Origin of the sequence: Cronobacter sp. HA18003 (assembly GCF_011605905.1) — a bacterium.
In the GTDB taxonomy this organism is placed as follows: Bacteria; Pseudomonadota; Gammaproteobacteria; order Enterobacterales; family Enterobacteriaceae; genus Cronobacter; species Cronobacter sakazakii.
Map to the genome: position 1 here is coordinate 1,120,522 of NZ_JAANQO010000011.1, position 19,552 is coordinate 1,140,073.

The following is a 19,552-nucleotide window of genomic DNA, read 5'->3' on the forward strand; positions in this document are numbered from 1 at the left end:
TTCATGACGGTGATTAATCGCCTTTTAGCGTAGCGTACCGTTTCGCTTTTGCGACAAAACAATCACAGCATCTTAACAATTTATTTTTTTATATTGAACGTCCAATCAAAAAAAGTTCTAATAGATATTAACAACGTGGTGAAGCGGAGTCCGGGTCATGCCCAAAGTAGGAATGCAGCCGATACGGCGCAGGCAGTTAATTGATGCAACGTTAAGCACCATTAATGATGTTGGGATCAACGACGCCACCATCGCGCAGATCGCGCGCCGGGCGGGCGTCTCGGCAGGCATTATTAGCCACTACTTTAAGGACAAAAACGGCCTGCTCGAAGCGACCATGCGCGACATTACTCGCCAGCTTCGCGACGCCGTCGCCGCCCGCCTGAGGCCGCTGGCGCAGGCCAGTACTGAGGCGCGCCTGCTGGCGATCGTCGAAGGCAACTTTGATGACACCCAGGTACACAGCGCGGCGATGAAAGCCTGGCTCGATTTCTGGGCCAGCAGCATGCATCAGCCGCAGCTCGGGCGGCTTGAGCGCGTCAGCAGCCGCCGCCTGTTTTCGACGCTCGCCGCCGAGTTTCGCCGCGAGCTGCCGCGCGAACAGGCGCGGCTGGCGGCGCATGGTCTGGCATCGCTCATTGATGGCCTGTGGCTGCGCGCGGCGCTGAGCGGCCAGCCGTTTAATCTGGAGACCGCCCGCACGCTCACCACCCAATTCATCCGCCAGCAACTGGCTGGCGCAGCACCCCATGAGAAGGAGGAATGATGTCCCGATTCGCAGAACAGCCGCTTTATATTGACGGCAAATATGTACCCTCCGCCACGGGTAACACTTTCCAGACCATCAACCCGGCAAACGGCGACGTGCTCGCCGAGGTGCATGAAGCAGGCAAGGCCGATGTCGATAGTGCCGTGGAAGCGGCCCGCAAAGGCCAGAAAATCTGGGCGGCGATGACTGCGATGGAGCGCTCGCGCATCCTGCGCCGCGCGGTCGATATCCTGCGCGAGCGCAACGATGAACTGGCCGCGCTGGAAACGCTCGACACCGGTAAACCGCTGAGCGAAACCCAGGCGGTGGATATCGTCACCGGTGCCGACGTGCTGGAATACTACGCGGGGCTTATCCCCTCGCTTGAAGGGCAGCAGATCCCGCTGCGCGACACCGCTTTCGTCTACACGCGCCGCGAGCCGCTCGGCGTGGTGGCGGGCATCGGCGCGTGGAACTACCCGATCCAGATTGCGCTGTGGAAATCCGCGCCGGCGCTTGCCGCCGGTAACGCCATGATTTTCAAGCCGAGCGAAGTGACGCCGCTTACCGCGCTTAAGCTTGCGGAAATTTACACCGAAGCGGGCGTGCCGGACGGCGTCTTTAACGTGCTTAACGGCAGCGGTGCCGTCACCGGACAACTGCTGACCGAACATCCGGGCATCGATAAAGTCTCTTTCACCGGCGGCGTCGCCAGCGGCAAAAAAGTCATGGCGAACGCGGCGGGATCGACGCTGAAAGAGGTGACGATGGAGCTGGGTGGTAAATCGCCGCTCATCATTTTTGACGATGCGGATCTCGATCTCGCCGCCGATATCGCCATGATGGCCAACTTCTACAGCTCAGGCCAGGTCTGCACCAACGGCACGCGCGTGTTTATCCCGGCGAAATGGCAGGCGGCCTTTGAAGAGAAAATCGCCGCGCGGGTGGCGCGTATTAAAGCAGGCGATCTGAACGACCCCGCCACCAACTTCGGCCCGCTGGTGAGCTTCGCGCACCGCGATAACGTCATGCGTTATATCGACACCGGCATTCGTGAAGGCGCGCGCGTCCTGTGCGGCGGTAAACGTCTGACCGGCGACGGGTTCGATAACGGTGCCTGGGTTGAGCCCACCGTCTTTACCGACTGCCGCGATGACATGACCATCGTGCGCGAAGAGATCTTCGGGCCGGTGATGTCGATTCTGACTTACGAGCGCGAAGACGAAGTCATACAGCGCGCCAACGCCACCGATTACGGCCTCGCCGCAGGCGTCGTCACGCAGGATCTCAACCGCGCGCACCGCGTGATTCACCAGATTGAAGCCGGGATTTGCTGGATCAACACCTGGGGTGAATCCGCAGCCGAGATGCCGGTCGGCGGCTACAAACACTCCGGCATTGGCCGTGAAAACGGGCTGATGACCCTGCAAAACTACACGCAGGTGAAATCCGTGCAGGTCGAGATGACCCGCTTTCAGTCCGTATTTTGATTCACCTTTTAACCTGAGGAACGACTAATGGAATTTGATTACATCATTATCGGAGCCGGATCCGCAGGGAATGTTTTGGCAACAAGACTGACCGAAGACAGCGATGTCACTGTATTACTGCTGGAGGCGGGCGGTCCTGACTATCGTTTTGATTTCCGCACCCAGATGCCGGCGGCGCTGGCATACCCGTTACAGGGCAAACGCTATAACTGGGCCTATGAAACCGAGCCTGAGCCGTACATGAATAATCGCCGCATGGAGTGCGGGCGCGGCAAGGGCCTCGGCGGCTCGTCGCTGATTAACGGCATGTGTTATATCCGCGGCAACGCGATGGATCTCGACAACTGGGCGCAGCAGCCCGGCCTTGAGCGCTGGACCTATCTCGACTGCCTGCCCTACTACCGTAAGTCGGAAACGCGCGATATCGGCGCGAACGACTACCACGGCGGCGACGGCCCGGTCAGCATCACCACCTGCAAGCCAGGCAACAACCCGCTGTTCGCAGCGATGATAGAAGCAGGCGTGCAGGCGGGCTATCCGCGTACCGACGATCTGAACGGCTATCAGCAGGAAGGCTTCGGTCCGATGGATCGCTTCGTCACGCCGAAGGGCCGCCGCTCCAGCACCGCGCGCGGCTATCTGGATACCGCGAAACAGCGCCCGAACCTGAAAATCATCACCCATGCCACAACCGACCGCATTCTTTTTGAGAACAAACGCGCGGTGGGTGTGGCGTATCTTCACGGTGCCAGCAACACGCCGCAGGAGGTTCATGCGCGCCGTGAAGTGCTGCTCTGCGCGGGTGCTATCGCCTCGCCGCAGATCCTCCAGCGTTCCGGCGTCGGTAATGCGGAACTGCTGAAACAATTTGATATTCCGGTGGTGCATGATCTGCCGGGCGTCGGCGAAAATCTTCAGGATCACCTGGAGATGTATCTGCAGTACGAATGTAAAGAGCCAGTCTCGCTCTACCCGGCGCTCAAATGGTGGAACCAGCCGAAAATCGGCGCCGAGTGGCTGTTTAACGGCACCGGCATTGGTGCCAGCAACCACTTTGAAGGCGGCGGGTTTATCCGCAGCCGCGAAGAGTTCGCCTGGCCGAACATTCAGTACCACTTCCTGCCAGTGGCGATTAACTACAACGGTTCGAACGCCGTCGAAGCGCACGGATTCCAGTGTCACGTCGGCTCTATGCGCTCGCCGAGCCGCGGCCACGTGCGCATTAAATCGCGCGACCCACACCAGCATCCGGCGATCCTGTTTAACTACATGTCGCACGAGCAGGACTGGCAGGAGTTCCGCGACGCCATTCGCATCACGCGCCAGATAATCAACCAGCCCGCGCTGGATAAATTCCGCGGCCGGGAAATCAGCCCGGGCATCGACTGCCAGACTGACGAACAGCTTGACGAATTTGTCCGTAACCACGCAGAGACCGCCTATCACCCGTGCGGCACCTGCAAAATGGGCAGCGATGAGATGGCCGTTGTGGATGACGAAGGCCGCGTGCACGGGCTGGAAGGCCTGCGCGTGGTGGATGCGTCCATCATGCCGCTGATTATCACCGGCAACCTGAACGCGACCACCATCATGATCGGCGAAAAAATCGCGGATAACATCCGTGGCCGCACGCCGCTGCCGCGCAGCACCGCCAGCTATTTTGTGGCGGGCGACCGCCCGGTACGTGGCGAACCCCTGCGTCCATAACCCTTCCCTTGCCGGTAAGCTCGCCGCTTACCGGCTTTTCGCCCGCCAGCGCGGCGGCAAACGCCATCTCGTGTATATAACCTCGCCCCGGCGTGATCGCACATCTTGTTTTGGCGCGGGCCTTTATCTGGTCACGTTTCTGCTAACGCGGTTCTTCAGGCGCAGGCCGTCATTTTTCAACCGGCGTGTAACGTAAATAACCGGCGACCCCGCCCCCACCGTCGTTCGGGTGGTGAATACCTTCTGTCACTTTGATTTCAGGAAAATCAAAGGGCGAAACGCCTTCAAGGCAAGCCACATTCACGCCATATTGATCCGGGTTTGAACGTCGCTGGTGAAAGGTATAAATGCCGCACACCGAACAGAAATAGTGCGCGGCCTGGCGGGTATTAAAACGATACTCCGTCAGTTTTTCCTTACCCTCCAGTACCGTAATACCATTGAGCGGTGCCGACACCGTAATAGCGCCACGCATCCGGCAATAAGAGCAGTTGCAGCGGCGGGCGGTATTCAGCCCGTCCGTTAATTCCACGGTAAATTTCACCGTACCGCAGTGACACTGGCCATTCATTTTTTCCACGCTATATATCTCCTTGCCAATAAAGTATTTTCAGCGGCGCTCGCCCGCGCGAGGCGGTACGTGGGGATTATGCGATTACGCCCGCGCTTTTACGTGTGAATATGCAGACAGAAGGGCCTGTTATCGTATATATAATAGGTACCCTCTCTCTTTTAATGACATCTTTTAACGACTTTCTCTGAACCACACCTGCGCGCAAGGCACAGGCCGTTGCGTTCAGCATTCTTGCGGCGCGCTGCGCTGATTTAAGACTACACAACATTGCCCGTGCTCGCCTCCCTGATATGCTGGTCGAGCAAAAGGAGGAAGTGCCATGAATAATGTGATTTACAGCATGATTGCTAAAATCTCGAAAATGGATGCGGAAGCGAAAATTCTGACGGCTCAGGTAGAAGCGCAGGCACTGCTGTTAAGCGCCATGCTGATGACTATCGGGAAAAACGGCGGAATGGATGAGATGATTGAAGGCGTGAAAAAAGCCATCAATGCGGCGCTGGATGCAGAAGATAACGCGTTTAAATCGGACACTGAAATATTACTCAACCAGTTTAACGAGCTGTTATCCATTGCCTGCGTACTGGATAAAGAGAAGCCGGAACTGGATATTGACGCCTTGCGTAAACTCTCATCCTCTCTCACCAGCGATAAGCAATTCTGACCGCAAATAAACGTTACAGGGGCTCTGTGCCCCTGTAACCTAACATTAATAGAACTGTCGGATCGCGTTTTCGGTTTCCTGATCGCTCACCAGCCCGGAAAACCGCGCCACCAGATACGTTTCTCCGTCGAGCTTATAACTTTCGATCGGCAGCTCAAGCGTGGCGCCCTTTTCTCCGCTGATCCGCATGACCTGCAGCTCATCATCTACAGCAACATGCTCAACCTGTCCGCCTGGCAAAATTGTCACGACATTCTTTGGCATTTATCAGCCCTCTGGTTCGATTAAAAATCGACCTTAACACAGGCTACGCGGGCGCGCCTGATTTTATAACCCGCCCGGTAACGCGGGAATAGCACAGGTAACCGCCCTGTGGCCTTAACGCTTGCGTAAACGGCTGACGCTGAAGGCCAGCGCCAGCAGCGAGGTCGCAGCGGCGATCCACAGCGCGAGACGCACGCCTGCGACCTCGGCGATACCACTGGCAGACGTTGCCCCTACAGTGAGGAGCACACCCACCAGCGCCGCGCCCAGACATTGCCCGAAGGTGCGCATAATCGCCAGCACGCCGGAGGCGTAACCGCTGTATTCACGCGGCGCGCCCGCCAGCATCTCGCGGTTATTCGGGCTCTGAAAGCAGCCGAACCCAATGCCGCACAGCAATCCGCGCAGGCTGATGTCCCAGGCGGCGGCGTGCGCAGGCAGCAACGCCAGCACCACCAGGCCCGCCACAAAAAGCGCAAGACCCGCGGTCGCGATAACCGACGGCGCGTAGCGGTCGGCCAACCGCCCGGCGTGCGGGGCCACCAGAATGATCCCGACAGGCCAGGCGGTGAAGAGCAGCGCGGCGTGGAGCGCGCTGTAACCGTAGACGCTCTGGAACAGAAACGGCAGCGCCACGAAGGTCATCCCCTGGCTCACAAACGACGCCAGCGAGGTCAGCGCCGCGAGCGAAAACCGCGCGTTGGCAAAGAGCTGCGGCGGCAGCAGCGGCGCTGGCGCGCGTTTTAAACGCCAGGCCAGCAGCAGGCCCGCCACCAGCGCCAGTGCGCCGAAGCCGAGTAGCGCCTCAAGCGACAGCGCGTCTGACGCCATCACCGCCGCGCCGAGCATCATCGCCGAAAGCAGCGCGCCTGGCACATCAAACGGCCCGCGCGACGGGTGTGTATCATTGGGTAGCGTGCGCAGCGTCAGCAGCAGCGCCAGCACGCCCGGTGCAATGTTGATCGCGAACAGCCAGGGCCAGCCGAGCGTGGCGAGCAGCGCGCCGCCCAGCACCGGCGCGATGGCCGTGCTGGTGGCGATAAGCAGCGCGTTCATGCCGAGAATGCGCCCGAGCAGCCGGTTCGGGAAAATGGTGCGCAGAATAGCGGGCGCGATGCTGAGCGTCGCCGCGCCGCCCACGCCCTGTAAAATTCGCATCGCCACAAGCCAGGGGAGCGACGGCGAAAGCGCGCAGCCGAGTGAAGCGAGCGTAAACAGCCCGACGCCTGCGGCAAATAACGTGCGAAAGCCGAGCCGCCCGGCCAGCGCGGCGAAAATCGCGAGCGTCATCGCCGCCGAGAGCAGATAACCGTTCGCCACCCAGACAGTCTGCGCCGCCGTCGCATTCAGGGCATGGGCCATTTCCGGCAGCGCGATATTCACCATCGCGCCATCAAAAACCGCCATCGTGGTACTCGTCATCACCGCGATCATCGCCAGCGCGCGCTCGCGCCCCGGCAGCCCTTCATCGCCGGGCAGGTCAGTAAATAACGTCATGATTACTCCGAAAATGTGTGCTTGCGTTCACTCTACTTTCCGGCGATACATAGCGGAAGACGCAACCATTGCACTTTATCCCTGCATGAAACGCCATCTGTCATGATGACACCCGGAGCCTGACGATGAATGACCCGGATTTAAATTTGCTGTTCGCCCTTGATGTCCTGCTCGCTGAGAAAAGCGTTGCGGCGGCAGCGCGTCGTCTGAATTTAAGCGCGTCGGCGATGAGCCGCACGCTAAGCCGCCTGCGCGAGACCACCGGCGACCCGCTGCTGGTACGTGCCGGACGCCAGATGGTGCTCACGCCCTATGCAGAATCCCTTCGCGAGCGCACCCAGGGCGCGGTCTTTGCCGCGCGCGCCGTGCTGCGCCCTGCGCCGCAGGAATTTGATATCACACGTCACCAGCAGACGTTTACGCTGCGCGCCAACGACGGTTTTGTGGAGGCGTTCGGCCCGGCGCTGATTGCGGCGGCTGCACGATGTGCGCCCGGCGTGCGCCTGCGCTTCGCGCCAAAGCCGGTGAAAAGCGACCGGCCCTTGCGTGAAGGCGAGGCGGATCTGGAAATCGGTGTGCCAGGCGAGATGGGGCCAGAAATCAAGCAGCAGAGGCTGTTCCGTGACCGCTTCGTGGGCGTGGTGAGAAGCGATCACCCACTCGCCGGGCGTGACGTCACGCCTGAGGATTACCTCGCGTGGGGACACGTGGCGGCGTCGCGGCGCGGCGTGCTGACCGGGCCGGTCGATGACGCGCTCGCGCAACGGGGGCTGTCACGCAATATCGCCGCGGTGGTGCCGGGGTTTCCGGCGGCGCTCGCCGTCGCGCGCGGCACCGATCTGGTGGCGCTGGTGCCCGCCTCGTTTCTGATTAATCTGCCGGGCGATACCGGGCTTACGTGGTTTGAATTACCTGTGGCGACCCGGCCGATTACCGTGTCGCAGATGTGGCATCCGCGTCTGGATGCCGATCCGGCGCACCGCTGGCTGCGCCAGTTTGTCCTGGCGGAGTGCCGCGCGCGGATGCCGGAAGGCTGAATGCCGAGCAAAAAAATCCCCCTTACGGGGGATTCGTTATTTAACCCTGCGCGGACTCCCGCAGCCGGGTTTTCAGAGCGTTGTACTCGTCAATCACATACTGCTCGGCGGCTCGCTGATCCGCTATCGGCTCGACGCGCACGGCGCAGTACTTATACTCCGGCGTTTTTGTGATCGGGCTTAGATTCTCCGCCACCAGCTCGTTACAGGCACCAATCCACCACTGGTACGTCATGTAGACCGCGCCTCTGTTCGGCCTGTCGCTCACCTGCGCGCGGGTAATGACTTTGCCTTTGCGCGATACCACCCACACCAGCGCCTCGTCTTCAATGCCGAGGCGTTTTGCGTCGGCGCTGTTGATTTGCGCATAACCCGGCTCATCCGCCAGCGCCGCCAGCGCGGCGCAGTTGCCGGTCATTGAGCGGCAGGAGTAGTGCCCCACTTCGCGCACCGTGGAGAGCACCAGCGGATACTCCTCGTTGACCCGATCAAGCGGCGGTGCCCAGTCGCAGGTGAAGAATTGTCCGAGCCCGTTCGGCGTGGAGAATTCCTTCTCAAACAGGTAATCGGTGCCCTGATCGGCCTCGGATTCATCACGACACGGCCACTGGATGTAGCCAAGCTCACCCATTTTCTCGTAGGTGGCACCATAAAAATCGGGGCACAGCGCGCGCAGTTCATCCCAGATCTGTTTAGTGTTGTCGTAATGCATCGGGTAGCCCATCCGGGTGGCGATCTCGCTGATGATCTGCCAGTCGGTTTTCAGATCCCACTTCGGCTCCACCGCTTTAAAGAAACGCTGAAAGCCGCGATCCGCCGCCGTGTAAACCCCTTCATGCTCGCCCCAGGAGGTGGAAGGCAAAATCACGTCCGCCGCTGCAGCGGTTTTGGTCATGAAAATGTCCTGCACAATTACCAGTTCCAGCGTCTCGAAGGCCTGGCGCACCGCCGACAGCTCGGCATCGGTTTGCAGCGGATCTTCCCCCATAATGTAAGCGGCGCGCACTTCGCCATGCGCCGCGCGGTGCGGCAGTTCGCTGATGCGATAACCAGTATGCGCCGGCAGCGACGCCACGCCCCAGGCTTTGGCGAATTTCTCACGGTGCTCGGGGAATTTCACATACTGATAGCCCGGATAAGTATCCGGCAGCGCGCCCATGTCGCACGCGCCCTGCACGTTATTCTGCCCGCGTACCGGGTTAACGCCCGCGCTCGGTTTGCCGAGGTTACCCGTCAGCAGCGCGAGGCTGGTCAGTGAACGCACGGTCTCGACACCCTGGTAAAACTGCGTCACGCCCATGCCCCAGAGGATCGCCGCACGTTCCGCACGCGCGTACATCCGCGCCGCCTCACGGATCTCCTCAGCGCTGACGCCGGTAATAGCTTCCACCGACTCCGGCGTATAGCCCTCGACGATTTTGCGATACTCTTCAAAGCCTTCAGTACGCGCCGATACAAAGGCGTGATCCCAGAGATCTTCTTCAATAATCACGTGCCCCATCGCGTTCAACAGCGCGATGTTGGAGCCGTTTTTCAGCGCCAGATGCCTATCCGCAATCCGCGCGGTTTCGATTTTCCGCGGGTCACAGACGATAATTTTCGCCCCATTTTTCTTCGCTTTGATCACGCGATTGGCGACAATCGGATGCGAATCCGCCGGGTTGTACCCAAATACAAAGACTAAATCGGTATTTTCAATGCCAGTGATGGAGTTGCTCATGGCGCCGTTACCGACCGACTGGTGCAGACCTGCAACCGAGGGGCCGTGTCAGACGCGCGCGCAGCAATCGACGTTATTGGTGCCGATCGCCGCGCGGGCAAATTTTTGCATCACATAGTTGGTTTCGTTGCCGGTACCGCGTGAGGAGCCGGTGGTCATGATGGCATCGGGCCCATATTTGGCTTTGATGTCGCCAAGGCGCTGCGCCACATAATCCAGCGCCTCCTCCCAGGAGACCGCTTCCAGCCGGCCGCCGCGCTCACGGCGGATCATTGGCGTTTTCAGGCGCGGGGTGAGGATTTGGGTATCATTGATAAAATCCCAGCCGTAATAGCCCTTCAGGCATAAATCGCCCTGATTGGTTTTGCCCATTGCCGCTTCCGCCTTAACGACCTTGCCGTTATCGACGATCAGGTTGATTTTGCAACCCGACGCGCAATAGGGGCAAACCGTAACGACTTTTTTCATCGGTCATGCTCCAGAGTTAACTGCGTAAAGAGTGGAGCGGATAATGCAGAAAGCGTGCCAGCTGCCGGAAAGCGCGCCGCACGCGGGTTTAAAAGGAAAAATCACTGTCGAGGGCGCGCCTTTCGTCAAAAGTGACGTGACGAAAGGCGCGTGGCGGCTCAGCGCGCAGGCAGCGCGTCGTAGCCTTTCAGGCGGTAGTTGAGAATAGACAGCGCCCAGCAGGCGATGAACAAACCAACCACGATAAACCCGGCGTCGCCAAGATTATCGTTCACGCCCGCCACCCAGCTCCAGAAACCGCCGGAAAGACCGAATTTATCCATCAGCAGCCCCAGCGCCTCCAGCCCGCCGATAAACAGCGCCACCACCACCGACGTGCCGGTAATGGTCATGTTGTAGTAGAGCTTGCGTTGCGGCTTGCTGAAAGCCCAGCCATACGCGCCCACCATCACCAGATTGTCGAGCGTGTCGACAAGCGCCATTCCGCTGGTGAAGAGCGCCGGGAAGACCAGAATCGACCAGACCGACATGCCGTGTGACGCGCCCGCCGCCGAGATGCCCAGCACGCCAATCTCGGTGGCGGTGTCAAAGCCGAGCCCGAAGAGAAAACCGACCAGATACATATGCCAGCTTTTATTGACCAGCCGGAAGGTGGCGCGAAACAGCCAGTTCATCGGCCCGCCGGCGGTCACGGCATCCGCGGGCATATTCAGCGGCTCGCCACGTTTTAAGCGGCTGAAACTCTGCCAGATACCGCGCAGGATAACCAGATTCACCAGCGCCATCGCCAGCAGAAATACCGCCGAGACGGTGGTGCCAATCACGCCGCCCACCTCATGAAACCAGGCCATGTCTTCTTTTACCGCCGCGGCAGTTGCGGCAATGGCGACCGACGCCAGCACCACAATGCTGGAGTGGCCGAGCGAAAACCACGCCCCGACGCCACACGGGCGTTTACCCTGCTGCATCATTTTACGCGTAACGTTATCAATGGCGGCGATATGGTCGGCGTCCACCGCGTGGCGCAGGCCGTAGCCCCAGGCGAGCAGACTCGCGGCCATCAGCGCGGGAGTGTCGTGAAACGCATAAAAAGCCCAGATCCAGGCGGCCAGGTTGGCAAGACCAAGCACGGCCACCAGGGCCAGCGCACGGGGTGGAAGATTACGCAATTGAGTCAGCATGACGTCGTTCCTGTAAGTGATGAAAACGCGGCGGCGGCAATCGCCGCCTGGCCGAACGCCACCGCGCCGTCGCCTGCAGGCAACGCGTGCGGCAGCAGCAGCCGGAAATCGTGAAGGTAAAACGCGAGCCGTTCGCGCAGAAGCTGGTTATGCAGCACCCCGCCGCCACAGGCGATGGTGTTGATGCCGCGCGCGCTGGCGTGACGGCGCGCCATTATCGCGAGGCCGCTTGCGAGTGCGTCGTGAAACGCCCAGGCGCGGGCACCCAATGGTGCGTCAAATGCCAGCAGACTCGCCCAGAAGGCGGGCATGTCGAAAGCTTCGCCCTTAAGTGACAACGTCACAGAATGCGCTACCGGGCCATGACGCTGCGCCAGCGCTTCTAGGCGGCAGGCCGCCTCACCTTCATAGCTTTGCGTTTCAGGTGCCACGCCCAGCATCGCCGCCACGGCGTCAAACAAGCGCCCGGTCGATGACGCAAGCGGCGCATTAATGCCGCGCGCCATCGCGCGCGTGAGCGGCATCCAGGGTTTAGCGAGAAGCCCGGCGGCCTGCGGGAGCGTTTGCCACTGCGGCACAAACGCCTGCCACTGTGCGAGCCAGTTACGCCACGGTTGACGCGCCGCCAGGTCACCGCCCGGCAGCGCCACCGCAGGCAGGCCGCCGAGCCGTTCGCAGCGGTCATAATCCACCAGCAAACACTCGCCGCCCCACAGCGCGCCGCCCTCTCCCATGCCGATGCCGTCCAGCGCCAGCGCAATGACGGGGCCGCCGTCGTGCGGCCAGCGGTGCTCGGCCAGGCAGGCGGCAATATGCGCATGGTGATGCAGAACGCGTTTCACCGGCAGCCCCATCGCCTCACCGAGCGCACTGCTGCGGTACCCCGTATGCGCATCCACCACCACCTGCTGCGGGTGAAAATCGTAAATGTCGCGAAACAGCGCCAGCGCCGTGCGCCACTGTGCTGCGGTCTGCGGATTGCTGAGATCGCCCAGATGCTGGCTCAGCACCGCCTCGCCGCCACGCGCGAGACAAAAGGTGTTTTTAAGATCGGCTCCGAGGCAGAGCGTGGCGGGGATATCGGCAAAGCCCGGCGGCAGCGGGATGGCGTCCGGCACAAAGCCGCGCGCCCGGCGCAGCATCTCGCCGCAGGACCGCATCACCGAATCATCCATCCGCTGCAGGATGTCGCGGTTATGCAGCAAAAAGCCGTCGGCAATCTCACTAAGCTGCGAGAGCGCCTGCGCGTTAGTGAGCGCGGGCGGCTCGCCGCTGCGGTTGCCGGAGGTCATTACCAGCGGTCGCCCGACGCCCTGCATCAGCAGGTGTTGCAGCGGGTTCGCAGGCAGCATCACGCCAGTTTCGTTAAGCCCCGGCGCGATGGCCTCACACAGCGGCGGCAGGTGCGCGTTATTCACCAGCACAATCGGGGCGGCGGGCGTGAGCAATTGCGCGCGGGCATCATCAGGCAGCCCTGCGGCGTCCGTCAGCATCACCGCCAGCGGTTTGGTCGGGCGATGCTTACGCACGCGCAGGCGCGCCACGGCGTCAGCGTTTTGCGCGTCGCAGGCGAGATGAAACCCGCCGATGCCTTTGATGGCGACAATCTGGCCTGCAATGAGCGCAGCGATGGCGGCCTCAAGCGCCGCCTCTTTTTGTGCCGTCTGTTCACCACTTACCCAGCTCAGCTGCGGGCCACATGTCGGGCAGGCCACGGGCTGCGCGTGAAAGCGCCGGTCGGCCGGGTCACGGTATTGCGCCTCGCACGGCGCGCAGAGCGGAAAACCCGCCATCGCGGTATTGGGGCGGTCATAGGGCATCGCGCGGATAATGGTGAAGCGCGGGCCGCAATGGGTGCAGTTAATAAACGGATAGCGCCAGCGCGGGTCTGCGGGATCGTTGAGTTCGCGCAGGCATTGCGGGCAGGTGGCGGCGTCCGGGGTGATTTGCGTGCGCATCGCCCCGCCGCCGCTCTCGCGAATGGAAAACGCGTCAGGCCGCTGCGGCCAGCGAAACGGCGCGGCGCTGACGCTGTCGATACGCGCGAGCGGCGGGCAGTGCTGCCACAACGCGGCGATAAACGCCCCTTCGCCGCCGGTCAGGCGCACTTCCACCCCCGCGCCGTCGTTGCAGACGTCGCCGGTAAGCGCCAGCCGCTGCGCCAGTTGCCAGACGAAGGGGCGAAAACCGACACCCTGCACGCGGCCCTGAATGCGTAAAATCGTACCGTTAAGGTTCATCGTCTCGTCAAAAACGCGCGGGCACGAGGCCCGCGCAGGCTGAGCTATACCGCGGCGGCGTCGCGCAGGCGCGCCTTCATGCTGGTATAGGTGGTCTGGACATACGCTTCGGCCTCGCGCTGATCGGCGATAGCCTCGACATTCACCGCGCAATATTTGGTTTCCGGCGTTTTGGAGACCGGGTCGAGATTGTCCTGGGTGAGCTCGTTGCACGCGCCGATCCACCACTGGTAGGTCATGTAGACCGCGCCGGGATTGATGCGCTCGCTGACGTCGGCACGGCTGATGACCCGCCCGCGACGCGAGTTTACCCACACCAGCTGGCCGTCCCGCACGCCGAGGCGTTCCGCATCCTGCGGGTGCATCTGCACGCGGCCCGGCTCGTCGGCGAGCGTTTGCAGCGCCGCGCAGTTGCCGGTCATTGAGCGGCAGGAGTAGTGCCCCACTTCGCGCACGGTACAGAGCACCAGCGGGTAGTCGGCGTCCGGCTGTTCCGCCGGCGCGCGCCACGGTGCCGCGAAAAGCTGGCCTTTGCCGGTCGGCGTATCGAAGTGATTCCCGGCGTAGAGGTACGGCGTGCCGGGGTGTTCCAGCGTCGGGCATGGCCACTGCACATGCCCCATATCGCCCATTTTCTGGTACGTCACACCGTAAAAGAGCGGGCAGAGCTCGCGCATTTCGTCCCAGATCTGCTGGTTGTTGTCGTAATGCATCGGGTAGCCCATCGCGGTGGCGATAAGGCTGATGATTTCCCAGTCGCGCTTGACGTTATATTTAGGTTCAACCGCCGCTTCAAAGCGCTGGAAGCCACGGTCGGCGCAGGTAAAGACGCCGCCATGTTCGCCCCAGGAGGTGGCGGGCAGCAGGACGTCCGCCACTTCGGCGGTTTTGGTCATAAAGATGTCCTGCACTACCACGAAATCGAGCGCGTCGAAGCCCTGACGAACCAGGCCGAGATCGGCTTCGGTCTGGAGCGGATCTTCGCCCATGATGTAGTAGGCTTTGACTTTGCCTTCGAGCGCCAGGTGCGGCACCTCGGTGATGCGCACGCCGATTTTGTCGTCCATCACGGCCGGATCGATGCCCCAGGCGCGCGCGAATTTTTCCCGCACCGCCGCGTCTTCGACATCCTGATAGCCAGGGAACTGGTTTGGCAGCACGCCCATATCGCACGCGCCCTGCACGTTGTTCTGGCCGCGCACCGGGCCGACGCCGACATGCTCGCGCCCGAGATTACCGGTAAGCAGCGCCAGGCTTGAGAGCCCCTTGACGACATCCACCGCCTGGCCGAACTGCGTGACGCCCATGCCCCACATAATGGTGGCGGATGGCGCGGCGGCGAAGGTGCGCATCGCCTGGCGGATCTGCTGCGCGCTGACGCCGGTGAGATGCTCGACGGCTTCCGGCGCGTAATCTTTTACGGTCTCGCGGTAGGCGTCGAGCCCTTCGGTGTAGCGCGCCACATACTCTTTATCATACAGCGCTTCTTCGAGCAGCACGTAGCCAAAGGCATTGACCAGCGCCATATTGCAGCCGTTATTGATTTGCAGATGCTGATCGGCGATACGCGCGGTTTCGATTTTGCGCGGGTCGCAGACAATTACCTTCGCGCCGTTTTCTTTGGCTTTTAGCACGCGACGCGCCACGATAGGGTGCGAGTCAGCGCAGTTATAGCCAAACACAAGTAGACATTTTGAGTTTTCAATATCGCCAATGGAGTTGCTCATCGCGCCGTTGCCGAGCGTCTGCTGCAGCCCCGCCACCGACGGCCCGTGACAGACGCGCGCGCAGCAGTCGACATTATTGGTGTTGAGCACTGCGCGGGCGAATTTCTGCATCACGTAGTTGGTTTCGTTGCCGGTGCCGCGGGAGGAGCCGGTGGTCATGATGGCGCGCGGGCCGTACTGCTTTTTGATGGCCGAGAGGCGCTCTGCGGTGTAGCGTATCGCCTCATCCCAGGAGACCGCCTGGAACGCGCCGCCTTTCTGGTAGCGGATCATCGGCTGGGTGAGGCGCGGCGTCAGAAGCTGGGTATCGTTTAAGAAATCCCAGCCGTAATAGCCTTTCAGACAGAGCTGGTTCTGGTTGGTGACGCCTTCGGCGGCCTCGGCGCGAACGATTTTGTTGTTATCCACGACGAGTTTGAGTTTGCAACCCGCACCGCAGTACGGACAGACGCTGGTGATTTTTTTCATCAGTAACAGACCTGTTAAAAGTGAAATCAGTGGCTTAAAAAGCCAGGGATGAGAGGCCATCGAGCGCGGCACGGCGGCGGCGTTCGGCGCTGAGCGCTTCCAGGCGGTTGCGATCGATGCAGACGATGGCGTTAGTCGGGCATGCCTCGATGCAGGCCGGGCCTTCGGCGCGGTGATGGCAGAGATCGCATTTGTTAGCTTCGGCTTTCTCGGCCAGCACGTTGAGGCCCGCGCCGCTGTTGCGTACCACCGGGCGCACCACAACTTCCATCGCGCCGTACGGGCACGCCACGACGCAGGTTTTGCAGCCGATGCAGCGCTGCTGGTGGACGTGGACAAAATCATTGTCGCGGGTGATCGCGCCATTCGGGCAGACGCTGGCGCACGGCGCGTCTTCACACTGGCGGCACATGGTAGCGGTTGAGACGTTCACGCCTTTAACGACGTGAATGCGCGGCAGAAAGGTTTGCGGGGTGAGCGCGGCGCAGTCCTGGTTTTCCTGGTGCGATACCACGCACGCCACCTCGCAGGTGCGGCATCCTATACATTTACTTGAATCAGCAATGATGAAGCGGTTCATCATGATCTCCGGCTATGGGTTGAACCCACTCGCTAATACACGATCCGTGCCAGATTTTAATTGATTGATTTAAAATGATTTTATTTTTGAGAGGTATTTTACGGGAGGTGTCATCGACATTTATGACGATGAAATTGACGGATTTCAGGCAACAAAAAAGCGGGTCTGATAACCCGCTTCATCGGTAGTACGTTTTATGCCGTTACGCGCACAGATCCGTTTCATTACGGGCGGCGCTCATTGTCAGTTGCAGCCCTTGTTTACGGTAGTGGTTGTAACGTTCACGAAACCAGGCGGACTGCGCCTCGCTCATATTGCCGGTGACGGCATCGATATCGATACGACGTCCTTCTCCGTTCATACGGGCAAAACTGCTCGCCAGAAAATCAAAGTTCTTGAACGAATAAATATCTTGTCTGTTCATCAGTTTCTCCCTCCAGTTCAACAACTGTATACGATGCTGCACCGCGCTTTTTTTATTCAGAGGATTCCTGGTGGGTAACGGGCGGTTTCGGAAGGTTCCGGTAAGCGGGAGGCGTTGATTTTTAAAGATTGAGTTGGTGAGTGAGCAAGATATGTACAATGAAAATAAAGGTGGGTGCGCGATGCTTACCCACCCTACAAAAAAGCATTCTCACCGTAGGGCAGGTAAGCGAATGCGCACCCGCCATCCAAAGGCGCTCACCTTCACCGTAGGGCGGGTAAGCGCAGCGCACCCGCCATCCAGCTTTTAATATATCAGGTCGGTGAATTCGTTCCGTTCGCCACAACGTCATCTTTATATGGGCGCTTCCCTCACGCGAACGTGCAAAGGGGGCTCGCCGCCGCCCCCTTTGCAATCCCGGCTCCCGGCGGAAATCGGCCCTAAGGGGCCGATTTTTTTTAGCCGGAGCAAAACCACCGACATCAGCGCCGCGTGGTTTGTAGTTTGTAGGGCGGGTAAGCATCGCGCACCCGCCATCCCACTCGACTACACACCCTCCTCCACCGCCAGCGCCGCAAACCCGCCGTTGTCGGTCCACTGCGCCAGACGGTCATACACGGTATCAACGGCGCGTTTCACCGCGTCGGTCATCGGATAATAAAACCCCACAATATCGGGCTGGATGCCGAGAAAAATCACCTCGCCCACATCCTCGCGCAGCTGATCCACCAGATAATTCAGCGGCATATTGTGGGTCGTCATCATAAACATCTCTGAAATATCGTCCGGATCAATAATGCGGATCTCGCCTGGGTTCAACCCCATCTCGGTGGCATCCACCAGCAACAGACGCCGCGGGCGCAGTTCGCGGATGGCACCGATGTCATTCTCCGGCGCGCTGCCGCCATCCACCAGCACCCACTCGCCCTGCGGCGCGGCGCGGAATTTCTCGGCGAGCAACGGCCCTGCGCCGTCATCACCCATCATGCTGTTCCCGACACACAATAAAACGTCAGTCACGATCTCTCCTCACCATCACATACACCGCAGGCTCCCGCTGAATGGCCTGAAGCAGCCCTAAAAGCTCGCGGCTCCACGCCTGCTGTTGCGCGTTCTGGCGCGGCAACGCCTCGTCAAACGCCCGCGCCAGCAGCGAGACATGATTCTGGTCGATAACGATCTCCCCGTAGCGCGGCACGCCCTGCATTTTGCGCTGCGCCTCGCCGGGCGCGAGGGTGGTGATCCACGCCTGATAGGCCTCAAACGGGCAGACCAGCGACGCTTTCAGGCAGTCGATCACGCCCAGATGATGGCCTATCGCCAGGCTGTAGTAGATAACCTGCTGCGCCTGCGGCGGCGTCGCATCGTTTTCATCAACGAACTTGCGCGACAGGCGGCTGAACACGACGGTTTCGCTCATCCGATGCGCTCCTGCGCCACCACCGCCTCAAGCTGCGCGACGATTTCGCTAAGACGCGGGTCGTTTTCCTGCGACAGCCACCCCGCCACGCTCTGCTCGCCTGCCGTCAGGTGGCGCAGATAGTCATCGGCAATCTGACGACCGTAGCGATACCCCGCCAGACGACGTGCGGCGCGATCGACACGCACGCGCAGCGGCTGCACCATCTCCGGGTGCAGAATAGCGGCAGCCTGATTGTCCTCATCGCCAGGCGCGCGGGCGTGGATTTTCTGCTCCAGCAGGCCGAGCGCCATTGCAAAGCCGTAGAGCGTCGCGGCGGGCGTCGGCGGGCAGCCCGGGATGTAAACATCCACCGGAACGATTTTGTCGGTACCGCCCCACACGCAGTAGAGATCGTGGAAAATACCGCCGCTGTTGCCGCACGCGCCGTAAGAGATACAGATTTTCGGATCGGGCGCGGATTCCCAAGCGCGCAGTGCGGGCGAGCGCATGGCGCGCGTCACCGCGCCGGTAAACAGTAGAATGTCGGCGTGGCGCGGCGACGGCACCACTTTGATGCCGAAGCGTTCGGCGTCAAAGAGCGGCGAGAGGGTGGCGAAAATTTCGATTTCGCAGCCGTTGCAGCCGCCGCAGTCGACGCGGTAAACATACGCCGAGCGCTTGATGTTTTTCAGAAGCGACGTTTTCATGCGCGCGATGGATTCCTCCACCGTCACGGGCACCGGAATGTTGTTGTCATCGCGTGGGCCGAGCAGGTTCATCACACCGCCTCCTTCATTTCGCGGGTCAGGTCGATAAGCTCCGAGGGCGCAAGGCTCTGCTGGCGTTTGCAGTCAGGACAGGTTTCAAAGCTCGCGCGATGGCGCTCGGCGCGTTCATCGCCATTGTGCGCCAGCAACGCTATCGCGTAATCCACCTCTTTTTGCACCGCAAACGGCTGCTGACAGACACGGCAGCGACAGAGCGCGAAGCTTGCCTGCTGGAGAAAATCCTCTTTGCGCCAGACCGCCAGTTCATATTCAGGCGTCAGGCGAATGGCCGCCGTCGGGCAGACCTCTTCGCAGCGGCCGCAGAAGATGCAGCGGCCGAGAATGAACTGCCAGTCGAGGCGGTCGTGTTGAAGGTCAGTTTCAACCGTCAATGCATTGGACGGGCAGGCGTTGATGCAGGCCGCGCAGCCGATACACTGCTGCTGATTGTGCTGCGGCTTGCCGCGAAAATTTTTGTCGACCGGCATGGGTTGCAGCGGATAAGGCTGCGTCGCCACGCCGGTTTTTAAGGCTTTTTTGATAAAGGTAAACATGTTGTCTCCTGTCGCCTGCGCGACGGTTTTACCTGGCGGG

General features: G+C 60.7%; 18 protein-coding genes. 5 read left to right on the forward strand and 13 right to left on the reverse strand.

What is annotated here, in order from left to right; genetic code table 11:
• The first annotated feature begins 157 nt into the window (after positions 1-157).
• The 3 genes from betI to betA are packed head-to-tail and all read left to right on the forward strand — an operon-like array spanning position 158 to position 3,945.
• On the forward strand, positions 158-766 hold the full coding sequence (gene betI, locus G6041_RS06390) for a transcriptional regulator BetI (protein ID WP_004387948.1): 609 nt from the start codon (positions 158-160) through the stop codon (positions 764-766).
• Positions 766-2,238: a betaine-aldehyde dehydrogenase gene (gene betB, locus G6041_RS06395; protein WP_041460520.1), complete on the forward strand. Its 1,473-nt coding sequence runs from the start codon at positions 766-768 to the stop codon at positions 2,236-2,238. The genes betI and betB overlap by 1 nt, the downstream gene beginning before the upstream one ends.
• 27 nt (positions 2,239-2,265) lie before the next feature.
• Positions 2,266-3,945 carry a choline dehydrogenase gene (gene betA, locus G6041_RS06400; protein ID WP_012124948.1) on the forward strand — a complete coding sequence of 560 codons (1,680 nt, stop codon included), beginning with the start codon at positions 2,266-2,268 and terminating at the stop codon, positions 3,943-3,945.
• Positions 3,946-4,114: 169 nt separating this feature from the next.
• On the opposite strand, the gene G6041_RS06405 is transcribed toward betA, so the two are convergent.
• Positions 4,115-4,516 carry a GFA family protein gene (locus G6041_RS06405; protein ID WP_196759506.1) on the reverse strand — a complete coding sequence of 134 codons (402 nt, stop codon included), beginning with the start codon at positions 4,514-4,516 and terminating at the stop codon, positions 4,115-4,117.
• 322 nt (positions 4,517-4,838) lie between these two features.
• Between G6041_RS06405 and iraP the strand changes: the two genes are divergently transcribed.
• A complete protein-coding gene (gene iraP, locus G6041_RS06410; RefSeq protein WP_004385463.1) occupies positions 4,839-5,183 on the forward strand; it encodes an anti-adapter protein IraP in 345 nt (114 codons plus the stop codon).
• 45 nt (positions 5,184-5,228) lie between these two features.
• Here the strand turns inward: iraP and G6041_RS06415 are convergent, their stop codons facing one another.
• Both G6041_RS06415 and G6041_RS06420 read right to left on the reverse strand, forming a co-directional pair.
• Complete coding sequence (locus G6041_RS06415; protein ID WP_012124949.1) at positions 5,229-5,447, reverse strand: hypothetical protein; 219 nt, start codon at positions 5,445-5,447, stop codon at positions 5,229-5,231.
• Between the two features lie 114 nt (positions 5,448-5,561).
• Positions 5,562-6,944, reverse strand: coding sequence for an MFS transporter (locus G6041_RS06420; protein WP_012124950.1), 1,383 nt, complete (start codon positions 6,942-6,944; stop codon positions 5,562-5,564).
• Positions 6,945-7,069: 125 nt separating this feature from the next.
• Between G6041_RS06420 and G6041_RS06425 the strand changes: the two genes are divergently transcribed.
• Positions 7,070-7,981, forward strand: coding sequence for a LysR family transcriptional regulator (locus G6041_RS06425; protein WP_012124951.1), 912 nt, complete (start codon positions 7,070-7,072; stop codon positions 7,979-7,981).
• A 40-nt stretch (positions 7,982-8,021) separates the two neighbouring features.
• Here the strand turns inward: G6041_RS06425 and fdhF (G6041_RS06430) are convergent, their stop codons facing one another.
• From fdhF (G6041_RS06430) to G6041_RS06475, 10 genes are all read right to left on the reverse strand, one after another.
• Positions 8,022-10,169 carry a formate dehydrogenase subunit alpha gene (gene fdhF, locus G6041_RS06430; protein WP_080515374.1) on the reverse strand — a complete coding sequence of 716 codons (2,148 nt, stop codon included), beginning with the start codon at positions 10,167-10,169 and terminating at the stop codon, positions 8,022-8,024.
• Positions 10,170-10,327: 158 nt separating this feature from the next.
• Positions 10,328-11,350: a HoxN/HupN/NixA family nickel/cobalt transporter gene (locus G6041_RS06435; protein ID WP_012124952.1), complete on the reverse strand. Its 1,023-nt coding sequence runs from the start codon at positions 11,348-11,350 to the stop codon at positions 10,328-10,330.
• Positions 11,344-13,590: a carbamoyltransferase HypF gene (gene hypF / locus G6041_RS06440; RefSeq protein ID WP_012124953.1), complete on the reverse strand. Its 2,247-nt coding sequence runs from the start codon at positions 13,588-13,590 to the stop codon at positions 11,344-11,346. The genes G6041_RS06435 and hypF overlap by 7 nt, the downstream gene beginning before the upstream one ends.
• Positions 13,591-13,634: 44 nt before the next feature.
• Positions 13,635-15,785 carry a formate dehydrogenase subunit alpha gene (gene fdhF, locus G6041_RS06445; RefSeq protein WP_012124954.1) on the reverse strand — a complete coding sequence of 717 codons (2,151 nt, stop codon included), beginning with the start codon at positions 15,783-15,785 and terminating at the stop codon, positions 13,635-13,637.
• A gap of 34 nt (positions 15,786-15,819) precedes the next feature.
• Positions 15,820-16,365 carry an electron transport protein HydN gene (hydN, locus tag G6041_RS06450; RefSeq protein WP_004385851.1) on the reverse strand — a complete coding sequence of 182 codons (546 nt, stop codon included), beginning with the start codon at positions 16,363-16,365 and terminating at the stop codon, positions 15,820-15,822.
• Positions 16,366-16,567: 202 nt separating this feature from the next.
• Positions 16,568-16,789, reverse strand: coding sequence for a cell surface composition regulator GlgS (gene glgS, locus G6041_RS06455; RefSeq protein WP_004385853.1), 222 nt, complete (start codon positions 16,787-16,789; stop codon positions 16,568-16,570).
• Between the two features lie 546 nt (positions 16,790-17,335).
• A complete protein-coding gene (gene hycI, locus G6041_RS06460; protein ID WP_032989811.1) occupies positions 17,336-17,809 on the reverse strand; it encodes a hydrogenase maturation peptidase HycI in 474 nt (157 codons plus the stop codon).
• The gene (locus G6041_RS06465; RefSeq protein ID WP_012124958.1) at positions 17,802-18,209 is read right to left on the reverse strand and encodes a formate hydrogenlyase maturation HycH family protein; all 408 of its coding nucleotides are present in this window, start codon (positions 18,207-18,209) and stop codon (positions 17,802-17,804) included. Before G6041_RS06465 ends, hycI begins: the two co-directional genes overlap by 8 nt.
• Positions 18,206-18,973, reverse strand: coding sequence for an NADH-quinone oxidoreductase subunit B family protein (locus tag G6041_RS06470; RefSeq protein WP_029038959.1), 768 nt, complete (start codon positions 18,971-18,973; stop codon positions 18,206-18,208). Before G6041_RS06470 ends, G6041_RS06465 begins: the two co-directional genes overlap by 4 nt.
• Positions 18,970-19,512: a formate hydrogenlyase complex iron-sulfur subunit gene (locus G6041_RS06475; RefSeq protein WP_166491641.1), complete on the reverse strand. Its 543-nt coding sequence runs from the start codon at positions 19,510-19,512 to the stop codon at positions 18,970-18,972. Before G6041_RS06475 ends, G6041_RS06470 begins: the two co-directional genes overlap by 4 nt.
• Positions 19,513-19,552: the final 40 nt, after the last annotated feature.

Excerpts from the sequence above, each read along its gene's own strand:
- G6041_RS06425 (WP_012124951.1), top strand. The coding sequence starts at position 7,070 with ATGAATGACCCGGATTTAAATTTGCTGTTCGCCCTTGATGTCCTGCTC.
- glgS (WP_004385853.1), bottom strand. The coding sequence starts at position 16,789 with ATGAACAGACAAGATATTTATTCGTTCAAGAACTTTGATTTTCTGGCG.
- betA (WP_012124948.1), top strand. The coding sequence starts at position 2,266 with ATGGAATTTGATTACATCATTATCGGAGCCGGATCCGCAGGGAATGTT.
- betI (WP_004387948.1), top strand. The coding sequence starts at position 158 with ATGCCCAAAGTAGGAATGCAGCCGATACGGCGCAGGCAGTTAATTGAT.
- G6041_RS06405 (WP_196759506.1), bottom strand. The coding sequence starts at position 4,516 with ATGAATGGCCAGTGTCACTGCGGTACGGTGAAATTTACCGTGGAATTA.
- G6041_RS06475 (WP_166491641.1), bottom strand. The coding sequence starts at position 19,512 with ATGTTTACCTTTATCAAAAAAGCCTTAAAAACCGGCGTGGCGACGCAG.
- hypF (WP_012124953.1), bottom strand. The coding sequence starts at position 13,590 with ATGAACCTTAACGGTACGATTTTACGCATTCAGGGCCGCGTGCAGGGT.
- G6041_RS06420 (WP_012124950.1), bottom strand. The coding sequence starts at position 6,944 with ATGACGTTATTTACTGACCTGCCCGGCGATGAAGGGCTGCCGGGGCGC.
- iraP (WP_004385463.1), top strand. The coding sequence starts at position 4,839 with ATGAATAATGTGATTTACAGCATGATTGCTAAAATCTCGAAAATGGAT.
- fdhF (WP_012124954.1), bottom strand. The coding sequence starts at position 15,785 with ATGAAAAAAATCACCAGCGTCTGTCCGTACTGCGGTGCGGGTTGCAAA.
- G6041_RS06415 (WP_012124949.1), bottom strand. The coding sequence starts at position 5,447 with ATGCCAAAGAATGTCGTGACAATTTTGCCAGGCGGACAGGTTGAGCAT.
- G6041_RS06465 (WP_012124958.1), bottom strand. The coding sequence starts at position 18,209 with ATGAGCGAAACCGTCGTGTTCAGCCGCCTGTCGCGCAAGTTCGTTGAT.
- betB (WP_041460520.1), top strand. The coding sequence starts at position 766 with ATGTCCCGATTCGCAGAACAGCCGCTTTATATTGACGGCAAATATGTA.
- G6041_RS06435 (WP_012124952.1), bottom strand. The coding sequence starts at position 11,350 with ATGCTGACTCAATTGCGTAATCTTCCACCCCGTGCGCTGGCCCTGGTG.
- hydN (WP_004385851.1), bottom strand. The coding sequence starts at position 16,365 with ATGAACCGCTTCATCATTGCTGATTCAAGTAAATGTATAGGATGCCGC.